We start from the raw sequence: 23,464 nt of genomic DNA, 5'->3' as shown, positions 1-23,464 counted from the left end.
GACGATAAGGTTGATAGGTCCGAGGTGGAAGCATGGTGACATGTGCAGCTGACGGATACTAATTGATCGAGGACTTGACTAGCTTCTTACTATAGTTGATAGTTTATTACATTTCTTATTTGGTTTTTGAGGTACAAAAAGCCGCGACGCAAATAATAAATTACATATATTATTTGTTCTAAGAAAGATTGGACAAGTAATAGCGGATCGGTAAATAGGAAGTCTATTAAAGTTGTTCATATCCTATGAACAATATGTATCTTGTTGGCCTGGTAATGAAGGCGAAGAGGCCACACCTGTTCCCATACCGAACACAGAAGTTAAGCTCTTCAGCGCCGATGGTAGTTAGGGCATTGCCCTTGCAAGAGTAGGACGTTGCCAGGCAAAATTACTTTTATTATGAAGTATGTCCCCCACAACAGTATAAGACGATTGCGTAAATGGTTTTTGACTTATGCTATTCCTTTAATAAAAATATTGGCCCGTTGGTCAAGCGGTTAAGACACCGCCCTTTCACGGCGGTAACACGGGTTCGAATCCCGTACGGGTCACCATAAATACGGAGGATTAGCTCAGCTGGGAGAGCACCTGCCTTACAAGCAGGGGGTCGCAGGTTCGAGCCCTGCATCCTCCACCATTTGTTTATTATCTCAAGGGAAATAGTATTTCAGCTCTTAACCTAATGAGGCGCATAAGTTCATAGGAAAAAAACTATCTCAATACTAACCTAATTATACGTACTACGTTGAAACTACTATTTTTAATAATTCTAATTTTAAAGAGACAGTATTACTGTAAAGTATAAATAAGGTCCGGTAGTTCAGTTGGTTAGAATGCCTGCCTGTCACGCAGGAGGTCGCGGGTTCGAGTCCCGTCCGGACCGCCATTACTTCTTCTAGTAAGGTTCATAGAATAACGAGTAAAAAGTCTAGCTAATAGGCTACAGGTAACCGAGCTCTCTAATATTTTTAATGAAATATTTTTAGTAGCGAGCTTATCTAACTTTTTTTATATGGAAATAGCATATTATTTATAACACGAGCCATTAGCTCAGTTGGTAGAGCATCTGACTTTTAATCAGAGGGTCGCAGGTTCGAATCCTGCATGGCTCATTCATTTTTGGCCGGGGTGGCGGAACTGGCAGACGCACAGGACTTAAAATCCTGCGGTAGGTGACTACCGTACCGGTTCGATTCCGGTCCTCGGCACCATTAGCGCCCGTAGCTCAATTGGATAGAGCGTTTGACTACGGATCAAAAGGTTAGGGGTTCGACTCCTCTCGGGCGCGTTAATGAAGCGGGAAGTGGCTCAGCTTGGTAGAGCACATGGTTTGGGACCATGGGGTCGCAGGTTCGAATCCTGTCTTCCCGACCATTTAAAGGGGCCTTAGCTCAGCTGGGAGAGCGCCTGCCTTGCACGCAGGAGGTCAGCGGTTCGATCCCGCTAGGCTCCATTATTCTTTGGTGTTTGGATTCAAATCCCACCATTGCACTATATTTTATTTTTGTAAATAGCCTTCTCAAATTAGGCGAAGTAGTTAACGCGCTGGTATGTGACTTTATTCATATGTTTGTTCTTACCAGATACCTAACTAATTATTGGACCCTTAGCTCAGTTGGTTAGAGCAATCGGCTCATAACCGATCGGTCGCAGGTTCGAGTCCTGCAGGGTCCATTACAAAGCATTATTATCATTCGGAGGTATACCCAAGTCTGGCTGAAGGGATCGGTCTTGAAAACCGACAGGGGTGTAAAAGCCCGCGGGGGTTCGAATCCCTCTACCTCCTCCACTTTAATGAAACAGTTATACTAGCATAGCAAGCCTTTAGGTTTCTTTAAAAAATCACTGTATGTTTGTATAGAAGGAATGTATCTTCATGGCAGTATGACGAGGTTCAGCATTGACCTATCTCTGATTAGTTAATACGTGAAACTGTTTAAAGTGATATATACGGCTCGGTAGCTCAGTCGGTAGAGCAAAGGACTGAAAATCCTTGTGTCGGCGGTTCGATTCCGTCCCGAGCCACCATATTTTAAACAATTTAGTAGTTTGATTGCTAAAAAAAACTACTACTGTTAAATTATGCTTAACTAAATATCTCTACAAGTTTTAATCTATGCGGGTGTAGTTTAGTGGTAAAACCTCAGCCTTCCAAGCTGATGTCGAGGGTTCAATTCCCTTCACCCGCTCCATTTTTATTTATGGGCCTGTAGCTCAGCTGGTTAGAGCGCACGCCTGATAAGCGTGAGGTCGGTGGTTCGAGTCCACTCAGGCCCATTATAATATAATATATGGTTTATCTATCCATTATATAAATTGATCATATCATTAAATGCGCCCTTAGCTCAGCAGGATAGAGCAACAGCCTTCTAAGCTGTGGGTCAGAGGTTCGAATCCTCTAGGGCGCGTAACATCTTGTTATTTTAGTTCATTTAAGTTTTTATTTCAGAAAAATAGTTTATCTATAAAGATTACGATTAGAGAAAATCTAATTGTAATCTTTTTTTGTATCGAACTTTTAGGACAGGGGATTGGAATATGCAATGATTACTGTAGCTTCGTGTTCAAAGAGAAATAGGTAGTAAATTAAAAAACAAAATAATAGTAGAGGAAAATAAAACGTGGTGATATAATTTTGTCTATATAATTCAGAATTTATATATAAATTTTATCTGAAGGGTGTTATAATGATGCATATACATGAGCGATTCGAAAATATGACGTTAAACACGGACTAGAAGATGGAGCACATGCTGATCATAAATATGACACATGGTCTTGCTAAAGGAGAGATATCGAAAAAGTAATCGATCCATCTCTTATGTTACAAAATGCTAAGCTGTACATAGAGGGTCACCAATTTTAAGTTAGTAAAATTTGTTTATATATTAGTCTGTTGAATGTTATTGAGTTTTTGAGATAGTGAATAGACTCTCATTATTGTACAGATTTATTCGTTATCAGCAATGTGCTAGCTAAAAATGAACAGTATGTATATCAATCATTTTATAAAGGTGGTTTTTCAATGAGGGGTAGAGTCTGGTTAGGTTTACTTTTTCTAGTTTTAGGTATAAGTTTTTTCTTACACCAAGCGCATATCATTGACTTGGTGCAGTTTTTATCTACCGGTTGGCCGTTTATTTTTATAATAATTGGTGTCATTCAGCTCCTTAATCGAACGTATTCGTCTACCATTTCAGGTCTCTTGTTTTTATTAATGGGTATTTTATTTCTAGTAAATGAATGGTATGAAGTGAATTTAATTCCATATGTATTACCACTAATTTTTATTTTTATCGGTTTGGTCATAATCTTTACGAGAAAAAGACTGGATAGCGTTACTCATTCAACGAGAGAGCTTCGTTCATTTGCTTTATTAGGTAGTGCAAGCATTAAAAGTCGCTCCACGAATTTAAAAGGTGGAAGTATTGTAAATGTATTAGGCGGTTCAGAAATTGATCTTCGTGAGGCGGTAATTTTAGATGAAGCAACAATTGATTTAAGTTGTGTTCTAGGCGGAATTACCATTATTGTTCCTAAAAGTGTCCGTGTTGAAGTATCAGGTATTCCAATTTTAGGGGCATGGGAAGATAATACGAGAATTTATAGCGATGACGGGAGTTTACCGGGCCTGAAAATTAATTGTCTAGTCGTACTGGGTGGAGTAGAGTTTAGAAATTAGTTTTAAGTATTATTTAAAGAGCACCCCTTATTTTGCAAGCATTTCCAATAGGGGTGTTTTTGTATTTAAAATGATGATGAAAGATAAGCAATATTTAACAATTAGTATCCTGTAATGCCACTGTGCAGGTTTTCATACTTAAATTGTTTAGGGAGTTAAATAGAAACTATGATAAAATAATTAATGCTAGTGTGATAGTATAGACAGATGTGGGGACATACACCAAACAAGTGGAAATAAGATGATATGTCTAGGAGTACGGTTAATTATAATATTGTTATTTAGATAGAAAGCAAATCTAAATAACAAACTTAGGAGCGGAATAAGATTGAATAAAAAAGATATAGCTAATATTCGTAAACAATTTAAGGTAAATAATGACCTTTTAAAAATTCACGAGATTTTTAATGTGTACATCATGAAGGAATCTAGTGATATTTATCATCAACAAAGTTCACCATTTGATTTGCTAGAAGAGGAACAAAAAGAATTGTTTATGGAAAACTTTAAAAAGATATTATCCGGACAATTAGACGAGAAATTATTTGAATTAAAGTTTCGACGTGATGTAGATAATAGCAGTCAACTTATTCTTCATCAAGGCTTATTAAGTAATGATACTGATGAGTGGAAAGCGCACATGCTTCAGCTTGTTGAAAAGATGCTGAAAGAAAAGCAATATGAAATGGACATCGTCATAACCTTTATTCGTGGAGAATATATGAAGCCAATGAAACGCCGAAATGATGAGGCAGAAGAAAGTGAGCGGGATTCTGTTTATGCTAATTCTTTTATTTTATGCAGTATGAATAAAACGCAAGATCCAAAAAAAGAACTACTGTTTGATTATGTTGAAAAAGAGTTTAAATACAATATTGTTGTGGATCCAATTATTAACTTGAAAGCTCCTATTTCAGGATTTCTGTTCCCATGCTTTACAGACAATGCTGCAGATGTAAATCATGTTCTTTATTCTGCAGGTAAAAAGTATGAATTAAATTATCATTTTATCGAAGAAGTACTAAACGCAGAAGAAACCATGACTGCTGAAGATGATAAAATTGTTTTTGAAGAAATTGTGAAGCATGTTGCTGGTGATCAAATTAATACTTCGACACTCTCTAATGTATATGATGAAATTTATCGTGTGATTGAAGAAAATGAAGAGGAAGAAATACCAAAATTAGACTATAAAGATGTAGAAAAGGTACTGAGAAGCAGCGGTGTAGAAGAGGTGAATACGGAAAAAGTTGAAACTGCTTTTAAGACTGTGATTGATGACGAATCATATGAGTTGAAGGCAAGTAACATTGTACCAAAACCTACGTCCAAATCAATCAAAGTAAAGACAAAAGTTGCTGACTTGTCCATTAGTCCACAAGAACTAAGACATGTTCGGCAAGTTCATCTGAACGGAAAACTATTTCTCATGATTGAATTGGAAGAAAATACAATGATTGAAGGATTTGAAATGATACCAGAAGCATTATTCCAAAAAGCAAAAGATGTGGACGATTGATTCATAAGTAATGGGTGACAGAAAGTAATGAGCAATATTCTTCCCTTCACCTTTTCATTAAACAAATAAAACGAACAGCATTTATAGCTGTTCGTTTAAAATAATTTTATCTCCAAATCTCTTTTGAAATATCTACAATATATTTTAACTTTTCCCATTGCTCTTCCTCGGTTAATATATTTCCGTGATGAGTAGATGCAAAACCACATTGTGGGCTAATGCAAAGTTGATCTAGTGGTACATATTTTGTTGCTTCTTCAACTCGTGCTTTTATATTATCTTTATCCTCTAATTGACCATGTTTCGATGTGAATAGACCTAGCACTACGTTTGGGCCACCTTTTGTAATATATTGCAGCGGCTGAAAATCTCCAGAACGGTCATCATCGTATTCAAGGAAAAATCCATTTACTTTTTCCTTTGCAAATAATGTTGGGGCGATTTTAGCATAGCTTCCTTCAAATGCCCATTTAGATCGGTAGTTACCACGGCAAAGATGAGTAGTTACAATGAGATCTTCTGGTTTATCTTCTAAAACGCCATTTGCAACACGTAATGCTAAATCAATTAATTCCTCACGAGAATAGCCACTATCATTGAACGGAATCTCCGGTGCATTAAGTCCAGCGATATATACATCATCTAGCTGTAAATATCGGCAACCAGCATCATAAAACGCTTTAATCGCATCGCGGTAGGCGTGGATAATGTCATTTGCATATGCTTCAATATCAGGATATATTTCTTTGTTGCGGATACCAGCATTGAATAATTGGTTAGGGCTTGGAATGGTTTGTTTTGCAATTGCCCGGTCGCCAACAATTTCCTTAAACTCAATAAAGTCTTTTATATGTGGATGATCAGGGTTAAACGAGACTTTTCCGGTAACACGAACATCGTATCTTTCGGTTTCTTCACCTTTAAATTTAAAGCCATGCTCAGTTATGTATCCCTCTACACCAATTAAATGCTCTAGAAAATCTGTATGCCAAAATCTACGTCGAAATTCTCCGTCTGTAACGGCTTGTAGCCCTACCTCGATTTGCTTGTCAACGACTTTTTTAATTTCCTCTGTCTCAATTACATGTAGTTCTTGTGCAGTAATATTACCATTCTGGAAATCTCTTCTAGCCTGATGAATTCTCTCTGGACGTAATAAACTTCCCACGTGATCAGCCCGAAATGGAGCTTTTACTAATGTTTTAGTTGTCATATAAAATCTCTCCCTAAAATAATATTTTTTATTTTAAAATTAATATCACGCACTGCTTCAAAATAAGTTTCATCTTATCCACAATTCATGTGCTGTTATGATTATCATCATGAATAGGTATTATGGCAAAATAGCAAAAGAACGTACGGGAAATCCACTTGCTTTTTCGGGTTTGGGACATATATTGAAAATGACCGCCCCTTTTGTAGGTACCTTATCTAAATTCGTTAATAGCTCTACTTGAAAAGTATCTTGTTCAAGTACATAATATTCACCAATGAGTGAGCCATTTTTACGGAAATCTTTTGCTGCATCTGTATCAAATGTTTCATGGCCTACAGCATGAATCTTTCTTTCCTCAAATAGAAATCTTAAGGCGTCTATTCCCCATCCCGGGGTGTGACTATTTCCTTCTTTATCTTTATTTTCAAAAGCGACTTTATCAGGCCAGCGCTTACTCCAATCTGTTCGCAAAGCCACAAATGAACCTTGGTCTATTTTCCCATGCAACACTTCAAATTGAAGAATATCATCTACAGATAAGATAAAATCATTATCTATCTCTGCCTCTTTTGATTTATCAATTACAACTAAGGGAAGAACCAGTTCTTTTAAATTAAGTTCGTCTAAGTAGCGTTGATTACGAACGAAATGAATAGGCGCATCGATATGTGTTCCATATTGTCCAGGAAAATTGAAACGCTGCGCAAAAAAGCCATCATCATGTGTAAAAAGTGTTTCAAATTTCGCATCCTCAAAGGCCGCAAAATGTGGAGAATGTGGGCCGAAAGTATGTGTGAGATCAACCCACTTTTTACTTTTTAGAACGTTTAAAATCTGTAAGAGCTCATTATCTGTTTTGGCAATCGACATTAAAATCACCCCATAAATGAAATTTAAAATAAAAAAATCCTCTTCCTAAAAAATAAGAAGAGGATTTTGATAACCGTACTTGACTACTCCTCTTATCTTCTAGCAATTTGCTACTGGAATTGGCACAGTACTTGTAAAAAGTCCGCTGCCGAGGCTTCAAAGGGCCAGTCCCTCTGCCTCTCTTGATAAGAAAAAAATTTGAAATATTAAGTTGAGTCAAACTATACACTACAAATCGTAAACTGTCAACAATAATTTATAAATTATTAGGAAAAGGATCATTTACTTGGGTCTAAAAGATGTTGGTCACAAAGGTGTCGTTTCTTCTGACATTGCTGTCTTAGCCTTTTTTGTTAGCCTTCATTCGTAACGCAAGCACGCCATCTCTGCTGATTGAAGTTGTAGAATCTCGTAAAGAAGGGAGGATTATATTGCAAAATGGTATTGCCCACTAATATCAAGATACATGGAATATTAGAAATTGCATATTTACAAATAAAATGAAAACGCAAAGGATATACTAAAAATAAACGTAAAGCGGGAGGGTAATTATTTGAAAACCAACGACAACATATCGGTTTATGCCCTTGGAGGCTTAAATGAGATTGGAAAAAATATGTATGCTATCGAGTATGGAGACGATATTGTACTTATCGATTGCGGTAATAAGTTTCCAGATGAAAATTATTTAGGGATTGATTTAATTATTCCTGATTTTGCATATCTATTAGAGAATAAGGAAAAAGTTCGCGCATTAATTGTTACACATGGTCATGAAGATCATATTGGGGGTATCCCATATTTTTTAAAGACAGTGAATGTACCAGTATATGCAACGAGTTTTACACTTGGATTAATTGAAATGAAATTAAAAGAACATCGCTATTTAAGAGAAAGTAATCTACATGAGATTAATGCAAGTACAGTATTTACAATTGGAAAAATGAATATTCACTTTTTTAAAGTAAATCATAGTATTCCTGATTGTTTAGGAGTTGTCTTTGATACACCTGAAGGTACAATTGTACACACTGGAGACTTTAAGTTTGATTTGACACCAGCTGCCAGTAATGAACGTTCCGAAATACATAAGATGGCTGAAATTGGGAATAAGGGCGTATTGCTTTTGTTATCGGAAAGTACAAATGCTGAGCGAAAAGGTTTTACTCCTTCAGAACAAATAGTTGAAGAAAATTTGGAAAGTGCTTTTTTGAAAGCGGAAAGGAAAGTCATTGTATCTACTTTTGCTTCTAATATTAGCCGGGTCCAGCAGGTTGTAAATGCTTCTGAAAAAACAAATAGAAAACTAGCTTTACTTGGCAGGTCCATGGTAAATGTCGTCAAAGTGGCGATGGATCGTGGTTATTTATCTGTGCCTGAAAATATGTTAATCGAGGCAAAGGAAATTAATGAATTACCTCCAGAAATGGTGACCATTTTATGTACAGGAAGCCAAGGAGAATCACTAGCTGCACTTAGCCGCCTATCGACCGGTAATTTTCGTGATGCTTCGATTTTACCTGATGATATGGTTATTCTTGCAGCAGGTCCAATCCCTGGAAATGAAAAGAAAATAACGAGTATTGTAGATAACCTATTCCAGTTAGGGGCTCAAGTGATTTACGGTCCAGGAAGTAGTTCAGGCATGCATGTTTCAGGTCATGGTTATCAAGAAGATCTAAAATTAATGCTTACACTTATGAAACCAACTTATTTTATTCCGATTCATGGAGAATATCGTATGTTGCATCTACATCAACAGCTTGCGGAATCTGTTGGTGTAGAAAGAGAAAATACGTTTATTATCAATAATGGAGATGTAGTAGATATAGATCAATCCACAGCCAGGTGTACAAGGAAAATACCAGCAGGCAGTACATATGTGGATGGTGTAGATGTAGGAGATATGGAATTTGTATTACGGGACCGTAGGCAAATTTCAGAAGATGGTATGCTGATGATTATTTTGCCAATGAGTAAAAAAGATGGGAAAATGCTTACTGATCCTGAGATTACTTCTCGAGGATTTATAGATAATCAGTTTTCTGAACTAAGAATAGGAATGAACAAAGTTATTCTTGAAACGATTCGTGGCTTATATGAAGAAAACCGCAATTCACGAAATGTAATAAAACGACAAATTAAAAAAACAGTAGGACAATATATTTATAAACGTACACGAAAGGATCCAATGATTATTCCTATTGTGATTGAAATATGATGTAAAGGGAAAAGTGTTTGTAGATACGGGGGAAACGTGGCCGATTTCATTGTATCTCCGTTCATATATTGTAAGTTCAAGTGTAACTTAATAAAATAAAACTCAAAATGGGGTTTAATGTAAGGCGTACTGATGAACAGACTTTTAGTTATCGTCAAGCAACTAATTTTTGTTGTGGTTAGTATAACGAAACGAGGCTGACATAGGAATTTACCTCCTCATTCAGCCTCGATTTTTACATGTGGTATTGTACTAATTATTAGTATTTCTTGTATTTGACTTTCCTTTTCCTCTTCTTTGTTCATCTGGTAATTTTGGCTTGTTATGTCGATTTTTTTTATTTGCTTTGCTATCTTTAACCATCATCATCCCTCCAGTAAAATGCAAAATAGAGTCCATACGATACATTATTAAATTAACCAAAGAATGCCGATTTATTCATGATGTCTCAAGCCGTTCTCTTAAGCTCAATATGTTGTAATATATTAATTCGTTATTGTTCTTTTACTATAAATCTTGCATCTCTGTATTTTGAAGGGGATTTTTTCATTCATTGAATATGGTGAAGGAATGGATAGAATGTGAGTGGGGGTAGTTTTTTTATTACGAACTGCAAACGTAGCGCTCCTTACTTCGGGTGATGCTCACTTAAAAATAATATATCTTCTTTCGATAAATGTTGGTTATTAATTAGCAAATTCTGATTTATAATATGTTCCATTTTTATTTTACCATTTATTAATAAATCTCCTGTTAGGATGCATGGGATGACAGTTTCAATGCGTTTTCCTTCGTTGTCATAAAATAAATAGCCATCTGTTTCATCATAAATAAATGAATTTACTTTCATATTTGGCGTAATAAGTAATGTTACTTTTTCGTTGTCATTCCACATTATTTTTATAAGGGTTTTCTTTTTTAATTTATTTTCTACTAAGATTTTAAGCGTAGTTAGTGATATATCCATGTTAGTACCTCCTAGATTTGACTGATCACTTTTTCACTTTGTTTATACAATCATATTATTAACTTCAATACTTTTGCAAATATAATACATCTATTTACTTCATCACTATCGCTTTATATTTTGAATTGAGGTGTAATAAACCGCTTAAACAAAAAAAGCATCAATATTTCTTTGCGTTTCTAAAAACGATGAAGGAGAATGAATGATATTGAAATATTGAAAGGATATGTGTGCCTGCATGTATAATGGAGGAGGATGATCAGCTAATATCGTTATTTGACATTTCATATACTTGCTATACTTGCCTTTGTCGCATAGACATTGCACAATGAAAAGGGGCTTAAGCTCCGTAGTGATGGAAGCTGTTGAAGACTGAACTTAGGTCATCATACATCATGTGTCATAACTTTTGACATCTTGAGGAGGAAGTGGGGGAGTGCGTGATTAAAGTAATTCGCTGGTCGACATTTTTAGTGGGACTTATTTTTTTTAGTTTAGGTATTGCGCTAACGATAAACGTACAGCATCTAGGTGTTCACCCGTGGGATGTATTAACTGTAGCTTTGTATGAAAAAGTTGGATTTTCTATTGGAACGTGGAATATATTAATTGGCTTGGCGTTAGTAGTTTTGACTTGGATTTTTGATAAACAGTATGTGAAAATAGGGACATTTTTAAATGCACTTATTGTCGGATCGTTTGTGGATTTTTTTTTATGGATAGAGATTTTGCCTACCGCATCCCATACGTGGACAGATATATTCATCATCATATCTGGTATTATTTTGATGGGGCTATCAGGTGGACTGTATAATGCAGCTAGAATTGGTTCGGGACCACGTGATGGTTTCATGTTATCTCTTTCTGAAAAACTAGCTTTACCAATTCGACGTGTACGAATTATAACGGAATGTTTGGTGTTGGTAGTTGGATTTTTATTGGGTGGTCCAATATTTTGGTTTACATTTATTTTTACATTTATTCAGAGCCCATTGTTTCAATTTGCTTTTGTAAAGGCTGATCAACTTTTACAGCAACTGGATAATAAGGGGAGACACGTTTCTTCATAATTTTAATAGAAAAGTGAAGAATGTAGAAAATCAGTTTGAAACAGCTGGTAAAGTTAAGTAAAAATAAGAAGAGGAGAGGCTATTTTAACATAGCTTCTCCTTTACATAATGAAGTATTTGCAAATAGGACAGTTGTATTCTGTACTTGTTTAGTATCGTCCTGATCTACAAACATGGATTGAATTAAAATATAGGTTAGCGCTATGACGACAACAACTATAGCAATCATAATGATGATAAGTTTACTTCCTTTTATTTGAACCACCGCCTTTTTCTCGCATCTATACGTTAAAATGTAATTGCATTTGATACATCATATTTACTTAAATCGATTGTAATATTTTCATCTAAGGCAAGTTGTGCAAGTTGTGTTCCGATAAAAGGTCCTGTCGTGAGGCCAGAAGCCCCAAGTCCATTCGCTAAAATAAGTCCTTCATAATGAGGGAGTTTTCCGATGACAGGTAGAAACTCTGGTGTATATGGACGGAAGCCTACTTTTGTTTTAAGAAAGGTACTATGAGCTAAACCTGGTGCAAATTCTAAAGCGGTAGTCAGAATTTCATGTAATCCACCAGCAGTCACTCGTCTATCAAAGCCAACTTCCCGAGCCTCGTGTGTAGCACCAATAATAATATGATCATCGAATGGTACAATTGATTGATTACTTGGTGGCATCACAACTGGCCAATGTGCTGTATCGATATTTGGAAGTGCGATATGAAGCAATTGTCCTTTTTGTGGATAGCTATGAAACGTGATAGGAAGCGGTTCAAATAGCTTATCCATCCACGCACCATTAGCAGCAATGACTATATCTCCTTCAATAAGTTCATCTTTCACTTTTACACCGGTTATCTTATTTCCAATTAAGTGTAAAGAAGCTTTTCCTTCGATAAATTGTGCACCATATTTTTGTGATGCACGAATAAGTGCATCTTGTAATAACTGCCCACTCACCCTTGCACCACCGCTAATATAAACAGCCCCATATCCATCAGCTATAGGAGGAAAGATATCTTTTGTTTCCGCTTGTGTAAGTAGTTGAATATCACCAATTTCAGGTGCATCTTTACGTCGGGTAATTGCGCGTTCTTTTATTTCATTCAGTTTTGCTTCATTTTGGCGTATCGTAATGGCTCCAACTTTTGCATAACCAGTTGCCATTTCTCCATCATCTTCAAGTTCCTGTATTAATTGTGGATAGAAATGGGCCCCATTTTTAGCCAGTTCATACCAATCTTGATTTCTTCGTTGAGATAACCACGGACAAATGATACCAGAAGCTGCCTGTGTAGCACGCCCAGGAATATTTTCATCAATTAGGACAACATTTGCACCTGATTTAGCAAGTCGGTATGCAGTTGTTGCACCGATAATGCCGGCTCCGATAATAATACATTTATTCATATAAAAAATTCCTTTGCTCAGATTATCATAAGATGGTCATTCAAAATGACTGTTTGGTTAACTATTTGACACTGCTGAAACGAACAGTTATGCATTTATCATTTTTTTCATTGCTTGCATTTGCCCTAAATGCATCGCTTCATGGTGGATTGAAAGGAAATATAAGTCCTCGTATGTTTTGAAATTACCAAAAGGCAATTCAAATGGTAGTGCTTGTTTCAAAAACTCATCAGATAATTCACTTATTCGTACGTACTGATCTTCTAGATGTTTTATAAGTTCATGAAGGGTAGGAACGTTATCCTTCCAATCTGCAGGCTTTGTACCGGTAGCAAATAATTCTTGATAATGTGCTGGAAGATGTTGTGACTCATTTCCAAATAGGAATCCTTCAGCTGAAACAAGTACATGTCCAACTTGCCAATGAATTGTATTGTTAAAGTTCTCCAATTTCGTATCAGCAGTTGTCTCATCTACGCCTTTCACAAATTCCAAAAATGATTGTCTTGTAAACTCAAATGGATTTTTCATGTTAAATTCCTCCTCAAAGATTATGTACTATATTTAACTATAAATTCAATTGGATAAAGGAACAAGAATTATGATTTTATAACATGTGTAGAGGATTGAACTGTTAGAAATTTCACGCCTCCGTGTAGAAATCTGCTAAAATCATGTAAAAGAAGCGGCTACTCATGTAGAAGTCCGCTGAAATCATGTAGAGGATGCGCTCACTGGCGCTGAAGTTCTACGTATAAATGCTTGAAGCCCACACCCGAGTCTTCGCTGCTTCATCGTGTGCCACCATTAAACAGACTCCAGCTATTTTCTAGCGACACGAGAATGGAAAATCCATAAAAAATAAATTCAGATAAAAATGGAGCATTTCCTTTAAAAATATGGTAACCTTGTTATGAAAAAATAGTTCTAAATTAAATTATCATACATATGAGATATATGAAAATGAAGGAGAATGAAAATGGGTAAAACATTAATCTTTGGTCATAAAAGTCCTGATACAGATACGATTTGTTCTGCATTAGCATATGCTTATTTGAAAAAGGAAATTGGGGTAGATGCTGAAGCAGTTCGATTGGGTGAACCAAATAAAGAGACACAGTATGCATTAGACTTCTTTAAAATGGAAGCACCACGTTTTATTGAAAAGGTTGATGGCGATGTAGAGGAAGTTATCCTGGTTGACCATAATGAATTCCAACAAAGTGTTGATAATATTCGCGATGTGCGAATTGCAGAAGTAATTGATCATCACCGTATCGCAAATTTTGAAACAAAGGATCCGCTATATTTTCGTGCCGAGCCTGTCGGTTGTACAGCGACGATTTTAAATAAAATTTTTAAAGAAAAACAAGTTGCTATTCCAAAAGAAATTGCTGGGCTATTAGTTTCTGCTATTATTTCTGATTCGCTATTATTCAAATCTCCAACATGCACAAAGGAAGATGAAGATGCGGCTCGTGAATTAGCCGAAATCGCGGGAATTGATTTAGAAGCATACGGACTGGACATGCTAAAAGCTGGTACGGATTTAGGAGATAAATCGGTTGCTGAGCTACTTGAAATGGATGCAAAAACATTTGAAATGGGTGGCGGTCACGTCGTCATTGCGCAAGTTAACGCAATAGATTTGGATGAAGTATATAAGCGTAAAGCTGAGTTTGAAGAAGAAATTGCTAAAGTAATTGAAAAAGATAATCTTTCCTTATTCTTACTCGTTGTGACAGATATTTTAAACAGTAACTCTGATGTACTTGCAATGGGTAAAGAATCAGCAAAAGTTGAATCGGCATTTGACGTATCATTGTCTGATAATCGTGCTCTATTAAAAGGTGTCGTTTCCCGTAAGAAACAAATCGTGACAAACTTAACAGATGCATTTAAAGCATAACATTTTATAGATACAAATAAGATATATTTCAAAACACGTTATTCAAATATGGAATGACGTGTTTTTATATTGTCTTTTTATTTCATGAAAGTTTTTAGTAAGCTGAAACGGTAGGTGGGAAAATCAATCAAATAAAGATAGACTAGTCAAGTGCGATGCGCCCAACTTCCATTTGATTTATGAAATGTAAACTTTGGAATCGTACTTAATAGCTTTCGGGCGTATATGGAATATAAACATGAACCCGAAACTAAGGAATATATCATTACCCTTATAGAGACGCTAACTTATACCATTATCTTAATTATATTTACTTTTATTGTATATTAAAAGCAGCTTTCGTTGTTTTTAGAAATAGCCCCTTATCCAACATGTGCTGTGAGTTGAATAGGGGTTATCATAAGATGTGTTGGCTTGAGCAGAATAGCAATATTTAACTGATTCTATATCAGTCTAGGAATTTGTATAGACATGTATTATTCTACTCTATGAATGAATATGAAATTCCATTTTCTGTACGGTAAACTGTTCCAGTGCATTACGGTCAATTTCATACCCAATACCTGGCCTATCTGGTACTTTAACACGTCCATCTTCTACCACAACCTCTGGGAAGATAATATCCTTTTCCCAATAATGTGCTGAGCCTGCCATATCTGCAGGTAATGTAAATTGGGCTAAAGCGGCAAGGGCAATATTTTGTACCCGACCTACACCCGCTTCTAGCATACCGCCACACCAAACTGGTATTTCGTTATCACGACATAAGTCATGAATCCTGACAGCTTCAGTTAATCCACCTACACGACCCGTCTTGATATTGATAATCTTGCAACTACCTAAAGCAATGGCGTGTCTGACATCATCAAACGAGTGAATACTTTCATCTAGGCAAATAGGTGTATTGATTTTCCGTTGTAGCGTGGCATGATCAACAATATCATCATGAGCAAGTGGCTGTTCCACCATCATTAAATCAAATGCGTCAAGCTCCTTTAAAAGGGCAATGTCTTTTAACGTATAAGCTGAGTTAGCATCTGCCATGATTGGTACATATGGAAAAGCTTGGCGTACTTCACGTAAAACTTCAATATCTTGTCCTGGTTTAATTTTTAACTTGATTCGTTTAAATCCAGCTTCCATATGGCGTTCAATTGTATGAAGTAGATCCTTCATTGTCGGCTGGATACCGATTGCAACACCTACATCAATCCATTCCCTTTTACCACCGAGTGCCTGTGCTAGTGAGATGCCTTGTCTTTTTGCATGCAAATCCCATATAGCTCCTTCAATCGCAGCTTTTGCCATATTGTTTCGCTTTATTACACTAAATAATTGTGAAATATCGTTAGGATGTGTAATTTTATTTTCACGTAAGAGTGGAATAAGAAAGTTTTGCAATATATGGAAGCATGTTTCGGTTGTTTCTTCTGTATACCAAGGTGTTGTAAAAGCTACAGATTCACCAAATCCATGATTTCCCTCATCATCTATAGCCTCAATAATGAAAAATTCCTTATCGTTAATTGTTCCAAAACTAGTGGAAAAAGGTTTATTTAACCGCATTTTTAGTTTATGTAAAACTATCTTTTGAATTGGAATTGTCAATTTTGTCACCTCATAAAAATTATTATGCTCATTTCGCTAGTATACATCCAAATGACTTGAAAGTTTTCCGTTGGCTGTCATTCGCATGTTAAGTACGCTCATCCTTCGAATTTTATCAGAGAAATCTCCATGTGTAAATGTAAGCTAGGATTTAACATCATGGACTAAGACGAGCTTTAGAAAAATACTTATACTATGCAAAAGGCTTTATCTGGTTGTTGACACCCCCCCTAATTGTATATAATGTTATTAATATACAAAATACTATGCTTTTTTAGGAGAGCCCCAAAACGGAGGTAATATGAAAAAAATCAAATTATATTCAAAGCAATTTTTATACATTATTATAATCGTATTGATTGTCGTCATAAGCACCGTTTCCTACACATTCTCAACGATGACAGAAGCTAAACAGCAGGTAACCCAAGATATTACAGATTTTGCACGTGGAACGTATGACATATTAATTCGTCCACCTAATGCTCGTACACAAATAGAAAAACAATTACATGTGATAGAAGAAAATTACCTTGGTATTGGTGATGGTGGTATTACGCTGAAACAGTGGGAGTCAATAAAAAATCATCCCCAAGTGGAGATTGCAGCACCTGTTGCTTCGATTGGATTGTTTACTGCACGCGAACGTACTTGGATGATGGAAAAATTGGAGGAAGAGGCTACATATTATGAAGTTACATATCAAACGGATGATGGGGTAAATAAATACGTTACTGATAAGGAATTTGTGTATGACTTTGGAAATAAAGTAGAGGATTTTTTAACTTTTGCTTCCTCCTTGGATGTAGATAGTAATTATCTTGGTGGAGAGATTGCTTCATTTAACTTTCCATCTTCTTTTCATCAAGTAGTTGCTATTGATCCAAATGAGGAGGGAGAGTTAACAAAGTATGATTTTACACCACTAACAGAACAAGTTTACGATTCGGAGGCGTATGAAAATGGTAGTTACTCCATACCTATTATGAGCCTAAGGGATGTTTCTGTTCCAGTGACTATTCAATTTACAATAGATAATTTGAAAGACGTCACAAAAGAAGAATTAGAAGTTTGGGAGAGTAAATTTGTAGAGGGAGCTAAATATCTAACATTACATCAAAATCCGACCCTTTATCACGAGATAGTAGAACAGTATATAAGCAAAAAAAGAATGAATGCAGAAAAGACATTTGAACTTGTACCTGAAAAAACACATTCACCGTTTCAACAGAAACTACTTTATTTAGATGAAGACATGAAACTTGCTTTGGAAGAGGACATGTTTTCAAAAGATGGCCCAGTGGGAGGGACATTTCACTGGCATAGCCAACGGATTGGTTATCGTCTTGCACCAGTTAAATATGAGATTAGAGAAGATAATACGACATTTGTGAAACAAACGGGCGTGGACAAGTTGTATGGTGTACCGACATATCGAGATATGGAAGAAATCGAATTCTATCAATTAGATGAAAACGATAATCTAGCTATAAACAATGACGAATTTTTCGGGTTCGTTGAAAATGGCACGTTTTCAATTAAGGAAAATACCAAGACATTAGCCTCTGCACCATTGGGTATTTATGGAAGTGAGGCACCCCGTTTAGCATCTGATGAATCGGTAACCCTTCATCCCTCCGCTGTACCTGGTAGTTTTATTACAACACCTGCACATGGTCTTATTTCTATTGAACATGCGGAAAAGGCAAAAGGAGAAGCGCCGATTGATGCCATTCGTGTCAAAATTGCAGGGATTACGGGATATGATAAGCAGGCCGCTACACTCATTCGGGAGTTAGCTGAAGCATGGGAAAAGGAAGGCTTCACTGTTGATATTGTCGCAGGAGCATCTTTACAAGATATGACTGTGGAAGTCGAGGGATTAGGGAAAGTTATTCAACCGTTTACGACGTTAGGAGCTGCGGACACTGTCCTATCGAGTTGGAACGTGCTTCAAGTTGTTTTAACCGTGTTGTACAGTTTAGTCGCCTTGACATTTATTGGCTTCACTTTCTTCAACTTACTAGCAGATCGGAAAAAAGACGAACAATTACTTGCACGATTAGGTTGGTCGGAAAAACTTATTAGACGAATCCGTTACCAAGAGTGGGCCTGGATGATAGGTTTGCCGGTTATGGTTGTGGTGATTGGCTTTACGGTATTTGGCTTTTGGCAGGGACAATGGCAACCACTGGTGTATTCGTTTATTGTTAGTGGGATTTGTTTTCTACTCTATGTGATTGCAGAGTTAGCGCAAGGAAGAAAACATGAACGGCAAACGAGAAGCCATAGAAAAAATATTACAACCCAAAATATATGGTTCTATCGTTTTAACTTACTTGCTTCTTGTGTACAACTTATTTTAATTACTATTTTAACGAGCTTTTTGCCATTTTTCATTCAACAAAATGTGCGGACAACAACCGAAACAAGACTCGGCACTTATATACATGGGGAAATTGAAGGGATGTTTATAATCGTCCTTGTACTTTTATATACATTAAGTCTTATTACCGTCTATCAATCATTACAACGTCTGTGGGAAAAGCGTAAAGCCGAGATTAACTTATTTTTATATCTCGGTTGGGGTAGAAGAGCGATTAGGCGATACTTTATGAAAGAAGTGCTTATCTGGGCAGGATTGACTAGTTTTATCGGCTATCTCATAAGTATGATCATTACAGCGATATTAGTAGAAGTAAATGTGATGACAGTTTTACTCGGATTAACAGGTATTGTACTTGTTTTAGCTATCACGCTTGTTGGAGCGTTATATTCATTACAAAGAGCTGAGAGTAAAGGAGGCGATAAGCTTGCAAATAAAGCTTCATAATATCAATAAGACATACAAAACGGGTATGGAATCCATTCATGTATTAAAGAATTTGCACATCACAATCGAATCTGGAAACTGGTTAACGATAACAGGGCCATCTGGATCTGGAAAAACGACATTATTACGTTGTATATCAGCTATTGAACAGGTTGATAGTGGCAAGGTAGAAATTGGAGAATTAGATATGATGAATGCGAGCGAAGAAGAACGTAGGAGATTTAGAAGAAAGCATACCGGCTATATTTTCCAAGACTATCAGTTGTTTGATCAATTTGACGTGTTAACGAACGTCATGATTCCATTATTACCATATGAGCCAAGAAAAATAGTAGAAGAAAAGGCCATTCAACTGCTAGATACAGTTGGCCTTTTACCGAGAAAAAGTCATATGCCTGCACAACTATCTGGTGGAGAAAAACAACGGACTGCTATTGCACGTGCATTAATGAATGACCCACAATTAATTTTATGCGATGAACCGACAGGAAATTTAGATATGAACAATAGAAATCATATAATGAAAATTTTAAAGGAAATACACAGACAAGGTGCGACAATTGTATTTGTCACACATGATCAAGAGTTAGCAGCAGTTGGTGATGTGCATTTTGAGATGAGAGATGGACTGTTACAGATAAAATCAGTAGAAGCTGGATGAGGAAATGAAAGACAAAGGGGTGATCATGAAGTCGAAATAATGACTGGATGATCATCCTGTTATTATATTATTCATCCTTTGACATGTAAATGCTATTATAATAAAAAAGAGAAGCGAATTACAAAAGTCATCGCTCCTCTAGATTGTTAACTAGTAAATCATTTGTGTAACACTAACTAATCTGTTGTTCATCCATTTCTGAGCTATGTGTAAACACCGCACAAGATTTACTATTTGTACGAGAACACTTCAGGCATTTTTCTCTCTCGATAAGTTGTAAACCATAATCTACAGCATATTTTGATTCACTGAAAAAGTTCTCCGCACCAATTTCATGATATAAACCGGATACCTTCATAAATTCCAACACATCTTTATTTACCTCTGATAAAAGTATTGTTCCTCCAATGTTGTTTTTAAAGTCATTTACGAGTGAGCGTAAGTTTTCTGCACCTGTTGCATCTAAGAAGGAGACATACTTCATCTTTAAAATAATGACATTTGGGCGCTTGTTAATAGACTGTGTTAGGATTGATTCAAATTTATCTGCTGCGCCAAAAAATAATGGGCCTGCTACAGTGAAAAAGGATATTCTAGGACATCTTGTACCGTATCGTGCTTGTTTCGTACCATTACTATTATAGTCATCTTTTGCCCAATAAGGATGGACTTTTTCAACTTCAAGGACTTCACTCATTCGCTTAATAAATGAAATCGCTGCTAAAAGTAAACCGAATTGTACCGCGGTCGTTAAATTAACAAATACAGTTAAAAGAAATGTAGTCGCAAGAACAAGTGAATCAGCTGTTTTTAACTTTAAGATATGGGAGAATGACTTTATTTCACTCATATTATAAGCAACGACCATTAAAATCGGTGCCATTGCTGCTAAAGGAATATTACTTGCGTAAGGTGCAAATAAGAGCAAAGTAATAAGAACAAAGACTCCCTGGAAAATACCAGATAATGGACTAACCCCACCAGCTTTAATATTTGTTGCAGTCCGAGCTATTGCACCAGTTGCTGGAATGCCACCAAATAGTGGTGTAACGATGTTTGCAATACCTTGACCTACAAGTTCACGGTTGGAACGATGTCTTGTTCCAGTCATACCATCCGATACTACCGCAGATAGCAAAGATTCAATTCCACCGAGCATGGCTATAACAAAAGCTGATTGCCATAATAACATGATTTTTTCTAATGTTATTTTTGGAAATGAAAAAGTCGGTAATGTTTGTGGGATACCCCCAAATACAGTACCTATTGTCGCAACTTTACCAGGGTAAAAGAGCACTGCTATTACAGTTGGAACAACAAGTGCTATTAAGAGAACTGGAACCCTTGGAAAAAAGCGAGGAATGAAAATAATCATTAGAAGTCCTACTATAGCGGTGAGCACACTAAACATATTAATGCTTGTGATGTTTTGAGCTAGCTGAATCATGTTTTCATGAAAGTATTGCTTTTTCTCTAGTCCTTCAATTCCTAGAAAATCCCCTATTTGTCCACTAAAAATAATGACAGCAATGCCAGATGTAAATCCAATGGTTACGGAACGGGGAATGTATTTAATTAGTCCACCTAGCTTAAAAATCCCCATTAAAACAAGCATAATTCCAGCTAGAAAACCTGCAATTAATAAATTTTCATAACCATGTTCTAGAACGATTGCTAGTAGGATTGGAATAAAAGCTCCAGTTGGTCCTGCTATTTGATATTTTGAACCACCAAAAATTGCAACTAAAATTCCAGCAATAACGGTTGTGTATAGCCCATATTCTGGCTTTACCCCCGACGCAATTGCAAAAGCCATCCCAAGTGGCATTGCAACAATCCCTACAGTCACACCAGCAACTAGATCTTGACGTATATCTCTCTTTGTTAAGCCACTAAATCGTTCATCACTGAACAATCTTTCTGATCTCTCCTTAAACTTATATTATTTTTTCACAAAAATATAATGAGGACAAATTAAGGTGACCTCATTTATATTAGAAAATTTTAATTATATTATTTTGTTCAAAATAATTATACCATATATTGCGTAAATATTCATGTTCATGGTTTTAAAATACATGAAGACGGCTGGTAATCATTTGAAAGACTTGAAAGGGAAAAATTGAATGGATAGGTATATTTCATTGACCCATAATAAGGGATATAGGAACAAAGGATTATAATTTATGGCAGTAAAGAAAGTATGAAGGAGGTTTATCATGGGTAATAATCCTAAAGGACCAAAGCAAAATAAAAATCCTAACTTACCAAAGAGTCCAGATTTACCATACGGAGAGTCATTGGACGGATCAAAAAAAGTGAAGCAAGCGAATCACTCGCGGCAAAACAAAAATCCTGGACATGGCTTATAAAAGCAATGATAAATAATCTAAACTATGATTTCAGGTACTTGCTACAATGGTTGCACCTCTCAATGTTAATTAGATTAACAGTTCAGTCATAATGCGTTAGAAAATATGTGAAGGAAATATTTAACAAAGCTAGGCACTATTGATTGAGCCTAGCTTTGTTTTTGTTTGGAGAAAGCAATCATAATCCAAAAGTTCCTAAATTAAATAGTCAAATAAAATTAGTAATGGAAATTTACTATTTGCTCGTACAACTAATGTCATTTAAATGCAATAAACATTGATGATGAAATGTTACTTTAATGTGCACCTTCAATTTACTTAGCGATAATGAGATATTACGCTTCGGTCAGTCTGTGGATTGACCAATACGTTTCTGTTCCAGCACCACCAATATTTATGGCTTTGTCGTTTGGTAAATCTATATAATATGTAAAGGTGAAAAAAAAGGGGCTGTGTGCATTTAAAATGTACCCTATAAGAAAGACACTTAAAAAAAGGTCTCTCTTATAGGGTACTTTCATTTATAATGAAATAAAATATATGATTGATGGAGCGGAAGAACATGTCGAAAAAGTTATTTACAGATCAGGAACAGAAATTACTGATGAAACATCCTTATGTGAAAGCGGTTAGCGAAAAAGCGATAACATATACAGATGAATTTAAAGCAAGGGCTATTAAAGAATATGAGGAAGGAAAATTTCCACATCAGATTTTTGAAGATGCAGGATTTGATCTTGAAATCGTAGGTAAACAACGTGCGAAATCAGCTTTAGATAGATGGCGTACTGCTTATCAAAAGAATGGAGTAGCTGGGCTTGAGGATACTCGTAAATACTCTTCAGGACGTCCACTTAAGCGTGAATTAAGTATGGAAGAAAAGTATGCAAGGTTAGAGGCACAAAATGCATTATTACGTGCAGAAAATGAACTACTAAAAAAGATCGATTTAGCAGAAAGGTTGTTGATAAAGAAAAAGAGAAATTAACGGCGGAACAAAAATTTCAGTTAATCCAGTATGTGATTGAAAAACACAGCTTAAAAAGGATGGTAAGCTACCTTTGTGAATTAGTTGGAGTCTCTCGATCGGGCTACTATCGTTATTTTTCAGAAGCAGCAGAACTTAGTAGAC

Annotated in this window: 17 protein-coding genes, 14 tRNA genes, 2 rRNA genes and 1 riboswitch; of the genes, 26 read left to right on the top strand and 7 right to left on the bottom strand. The window is 36.0% G+C overall.

Annotated elements, in window-relative coordinates; all coding sequences use genetic code 11:
* The 18 genes from ACFFIS_RS12950 to ACFFIS_RS12865 all read left to right on the top strand — a co-directional run.
* Nucleotides 1–82, top strand: a 23S ribosomal RNA gene (locus tag ACFFIS_RS12950); the annotation flags it as partial.
* 186 nt (nt 83–268) lie between these two features.
* Nucleotides 269–384 (top strand): 5S ribosomal RNA (gene rrf / locus ACFFIS_RS12945).
* Between the two features lie 95 nt (nt 385–479).
* A tRNA-Glu gene (locus ACFFIS_RS12940) sits at nt 480–554 on the top strand.
* A 7-nt stretch (nt 555–561) separates the two neighbouring features.
* Nucleotides 562–637 (top strand) — tRNA-Val (locus ACFFIS_RS12935).
* Nucleotides 638–809: 172 nt separating this feature from the next.
* Nucleotides 810–886, top strand: a tRNA-Asp gene (locus tag ACFFIS_RS12930).
* Between the two features lie 153 nt (nt 887–1,039).
* Nucleotides 1,040–1,112: transfer RNA gene (locus ACFFIS_RS12925), tRNA-Lys, on the top strand.
* Between the two features lie 10 nt (nt 1,113–1,122).
* A tRNA-Leu gene (locus ACFFIS_RS12920) sits at nt 1,123–1,211 on the top strand.
* A 3-nt stretch (nt 1,212–1,214) separates the two neighbouring features.
* Nucleotides 1,215–1,288: transfer RNA gene (locus tag ACFFIS_RS12915), tRNA-Arg, on the top strand.
* A gap of 9 nt (nt 1,289–1,297) precedes the next feature.
* Nucleotides 1,298–1,374, top strand: a tRNA-Pro gene (locus ACFFIS_RS12910).
* A gap of 6 nt (nt 1,375–1,380) precedes the next feature.
* Nucleotides 1,381–1,453: transfer RNA gene (locus ACFFIS_RS12905), tRNA-Ala, on the top strand.
* 147 nt (nt 1,454–1,600) lie between these two features.
* Nucleotides 1,601–1,674: transfer RNA gene (locus tag ACFFIS_RS12900), tRNA-Ile, on the top strand.
* 22 nt (nt 1,675–1,696) lie between these two features.
* Nucleotides 1,697–1,789: transfer RNA gene (locus ACFFIS_RS12895), tRNA-Ser, on the top strand.
* 163 nt (nt 1,790–1,952) lie between these two features.
* Nucleotides 1,953–2,028 (top strand) — tRNA-Phe (locus ACFFIS_RS12890).
* Between the two features lie 90 nt (nt 2,029–2,118).
* Nucleotides 2,119–2,192: transfer RNA gene (locus tag ACFFIS_RS12885), tRNA-Gly, on the top strand.
* An 11-nt stretch (nt 2,193–2,203) separates the two neighbouring features.
* A tRNA-Ile gene (locus tag ACFFIS_RS12880) sits at nt 2,204–2,277 on the top strand.
* A gap of 57 nt (nt 2,278–2,334) precedes the next feature.
* Nucleotides 2,335–2,408: transfer RNA gene (locus ACFFIS_RS12875), tRNA-Arg, on the top strand.
* Between the two features lie 617 nt (nt 2,409–3,025).
* Nucleotides 3,026–3,682: a LiaF transmembrane domain-containing protein gene (locus ACFFIS_RS12870; protein ID WP_320378382.1), complete on the top strand. Its 657-nt coding sequence runs from the start codon at nt 3,026–3,028 to the stop codon at nt 3,680–3,682.
* Between the two features lie 328 nt (nt 3,683–4,010).
* Nucleotides 4,011–5,201 carry a DUF4317 domain-containing protein gene (locus tag ACFFIS_RS12865; protein WP_390187918.1) on the top strand — a complete coding sequence of 397 codons (1,191 nt, stop codon included), beginning with the start codon at nt 4,011–4,013 and terminating at the stop codon, nt 5,199–5,201.
* 106 nt (nt 5,202–5,307) lie between these two features.
* Here the strand turns inward: ACFFIS_RS12865 and ACFFIS_RS12860 are convergent, their stop codons facing one another.
* Both ACFFIS_RS12860 and ACFFIS_RS12855 read right to left on the bottom strand, forming a co-directional pair.
* A complete protein-coding gene (locus tag ACFFIS_RS12860; RefSeq protein ID WP_390187917.1) occupies nt 5,308–6,414 on the bottom strand; it encodes a 5-methyltetrahydropteroyltriglutamate--homocysteine S-methyltransferase in 1,107 nt (368 codons plus the stop codon).
* A 120-nt stretch (nt 6,415–6,534) separates the two neighbouring features.
* Nucleotides 6,535–7,287 (bottom strand): cyclase family protein, encoded by a 753-nt coding sequence (locus ACFFIS_RS12855; protein WP_390187916.1) that lies wholly within the window; start codon nt 7,285–7,287, stop codon nt 6,535–6,537.
* Between the two features lie 89 nt (nt 7,288–7,376).
* A riboswitch (SAM riboswitch) is annotated at nt 7,377–7,479 on the bottom strand.
* Nucleotides 7,480–7,840: 361 nt separating this feature from the next.
* On the opposite strand from ACFFIS_RS12855, the gene ACFFIS_RS12850 reads away from it, so the two are divergent.
* Nucleotides 7,841–9,508, top strand: coding sequence for a ribonuclease J (locus ACFFIS_RS12850; protein ID WP_390187915.1), 1,668 nt, complete (start codon nt 7,841–7,843; stop codon nt 9,506–9,508).
* A 628-nt stretch (nt 9,509–10,136) separates the two neighbouring features.
* Here ACFFIS_RS12850 and ACFFIS_RS12845 read toward each other — a convergent pair.
* Nucleotides 10,137–10,475, bottom strand: a complete 339-nt coding sequence (locus ACFFIS_RS12845; RefSeq protein ID WP_320378383.1) for a hypothetical protein — start codon at nt 10,473–10,475, stop codon at nt 10,137–10,139.
* A 440-nt stretch (nt 10,476–10,915) separates the two neighbouring features.
* Here ACFFIS_RS12845 and ACFFIS_RS12840 point away from each other — a divergent pair, with 440 nt between their 5' ends.
* Nucleotides 10,916–11,545 carry a YczE/YyaS/YitT family protein gene (locus tag ACFFIS_RS12840; RefSeq protein WP_390187914.1) on the top strand — a complete coding sequence of 210 codons (630 nt, stop codon included), beginning with the start codon at nt 10,916–10,918 and terminating at the stop codon, nt 11,543–11,545.
* A gap of 288 nt (nt 11,546–11,833) precedes the next feature.
* Here the strand turns inward: ACFFIS_RS12840 and ACFFIS_RS12835 are convergent, their stop codons facing one another.
* Nucleotides 11,834–12,952 carry an NAD(P)/FAD-dependent oxidoreductase gene (locus ACFFIS_RS12835; RefSeq protein WP_320378385.1) on the bottom strand — a complete coding sequence of 373 codons (1,119 nt, stop codon included), beginning with the start codon at nt 12,950–12,952 and terminating at the stop codon, nt 11,834–11,836.
* An 87-nt stretch (nt 12,953–13,039) separates the two neighbouring features.
* Nucleotides 13,040–13,483 (bottom strand): DinB family protein, encoded by a 444-nt coding sequence (locus ACFFIS_RS12830; RefSeq protein WP_390187912.1) that lies wholly within the window; start codon nt 13,481–13,483, stop codon nt 13,040–13,042.
* Nucleotides 13,484–13,931: 448 nt separating this feature from the next.
* On the opposite strand from ACFFIS_RS12830, the gene ACFFIS_RS12825 reads away from it, so the two are divergent.
* Both ACFFIS_RS12825 and ACFFIS_RS12820 read left to right on the top strand, forming a co-directional pair.
* Nucleotides 13,932–14,861 (top strand): manganese-dependent inorganic pyrophosphatase, encoded by a 930-nt coding sequence (locus tag ACFFIS_RS12825; RefSeq protein WP_320378387.1) that lies wholly within the window; start codon nt 13,932–13,934, stop codon nt 14,859–14,861.
* A gap of 198 nt (nt 14,862–15,059) precedes the next feature.
* A complete protein-coding gene (locus tag ACFFIS_RS12820) occupies nt 15,060–15,191 on the top strand; it encodes a DUF4181 domain-containing protein (protein WP_390187920.1) in 132 nt (43 codons plus the stop codon).
* 156 nt (nt 15,192–15,347) lie between these two features.
* On the opposite strand, the gene menC is transcribed toward ACFFIS_RS12820, so the two are convergent.
* Complete coding sequence (menC, locus tag ACFFIS_RS12815; protein WP_320379737.1) at nt 15,348–16,463, bottom strand: o-succinylbenzoate synthase; 1,116 nt, start codon at nt 16,461–16,463, stop codon at nt 15,348–15,350.
* A 307-nt stretch (nt 16,464–16,770) separates the two neighbouring features.
* Between menC and ACFFIS_RS12810 the strand changes: the two genes are divergently transcribed.
* Nucleotides 16,771–19,299 (top strand): FtsX-like permease family protein, encoded by a 2,529-nt coding sequence (locus ACFFIS_RS12810; RefSeq protein ID WP_320378388.1) that lies wholly within the window; start codon nt 16,771–16,773, stop codon nt 19,297–19,299.
* Nucleotides 19,280–19,960 (top strand): ABC transporter ATP-binding protein, encoded by a 681-nt coding sequence (locus ACFFIS_RS12805; RefSeq protein ID WP_390187910.1) that lies wholly within the window; start codon nt 19,280–19,282, stop codon nt 19,958–19,960. The genes ACFFIS_RS12810 and ACFFIS_RS12805 overlap by 20 nt, the downstream gene beginning before the upstream one ends.
* A 172-nt stretch (nt 19,961–20,132) precedes the next feature.
* Here the strand turns inward: ACFFIS_RS12805 and ACFFIS_RS12800 are convergent, their stop codons facing one another.
* Nucleotides 20,133–21,875, bottom strand: coding sequence for a SulP family inorganic anion transporter (locus ACFFIS_RS12800; protein WP_390187909.1), 1,743 nt, complete (start codon nt 21,873–21,875; stop codon nt 20,133–20,135).
* 304 nt (nt 21,876–22,179) lie between these two features.
* Between ACFFIS_RS12800 and ACFFIS_RS12795 the strand changes: the two genes are divergently transcribed.
* Together ACFFIS_RS12795 and ACFFIS_RS12790 are read left to right on the top strand one after the other, a co-directional pair.
* Nucleotides 22,180–22,332: a small acid-soluble spore protein P gene (locus tag ACFFIS_RS12795; RefSeq protein WP_390187907.1), complete on the top strand. Its 153-nt coding sequence runs from the start codon at nt 22,180–22,182 to the stop codon at nt 22,330–22,332.
* A gap of 562 nt (nt 22,333–22,894) precedes the next feature.
* Nucleotides 22,895–23,320, top strand: coding sequence for an HTH domain-containing protein (locus tag ACFFIS_RS12790; protein WP_390187906.1), 426 nt, complete (start codon nt 22,895–22,897; stop codon nt 23,318–23,320).
* The last annotated feature ends 144 nt before the right edge of the window (nt 23,321–23,464 follow it).

Source organism: Paracerasibacillus soli (assembly GCF_042432965.1).
GTDB classification, from domain to species: Bacteria; Bacillota; Bacilli; order Bacillales; family Amphibacillaceae; genus Paracerasibacillus; species Paracerasibacillus soli.
The sequence above is the reverse complement of the archived record's forward strand: the minus strand, read 5'-3'. Positions and strand labels throughout refer to the sequence as shown.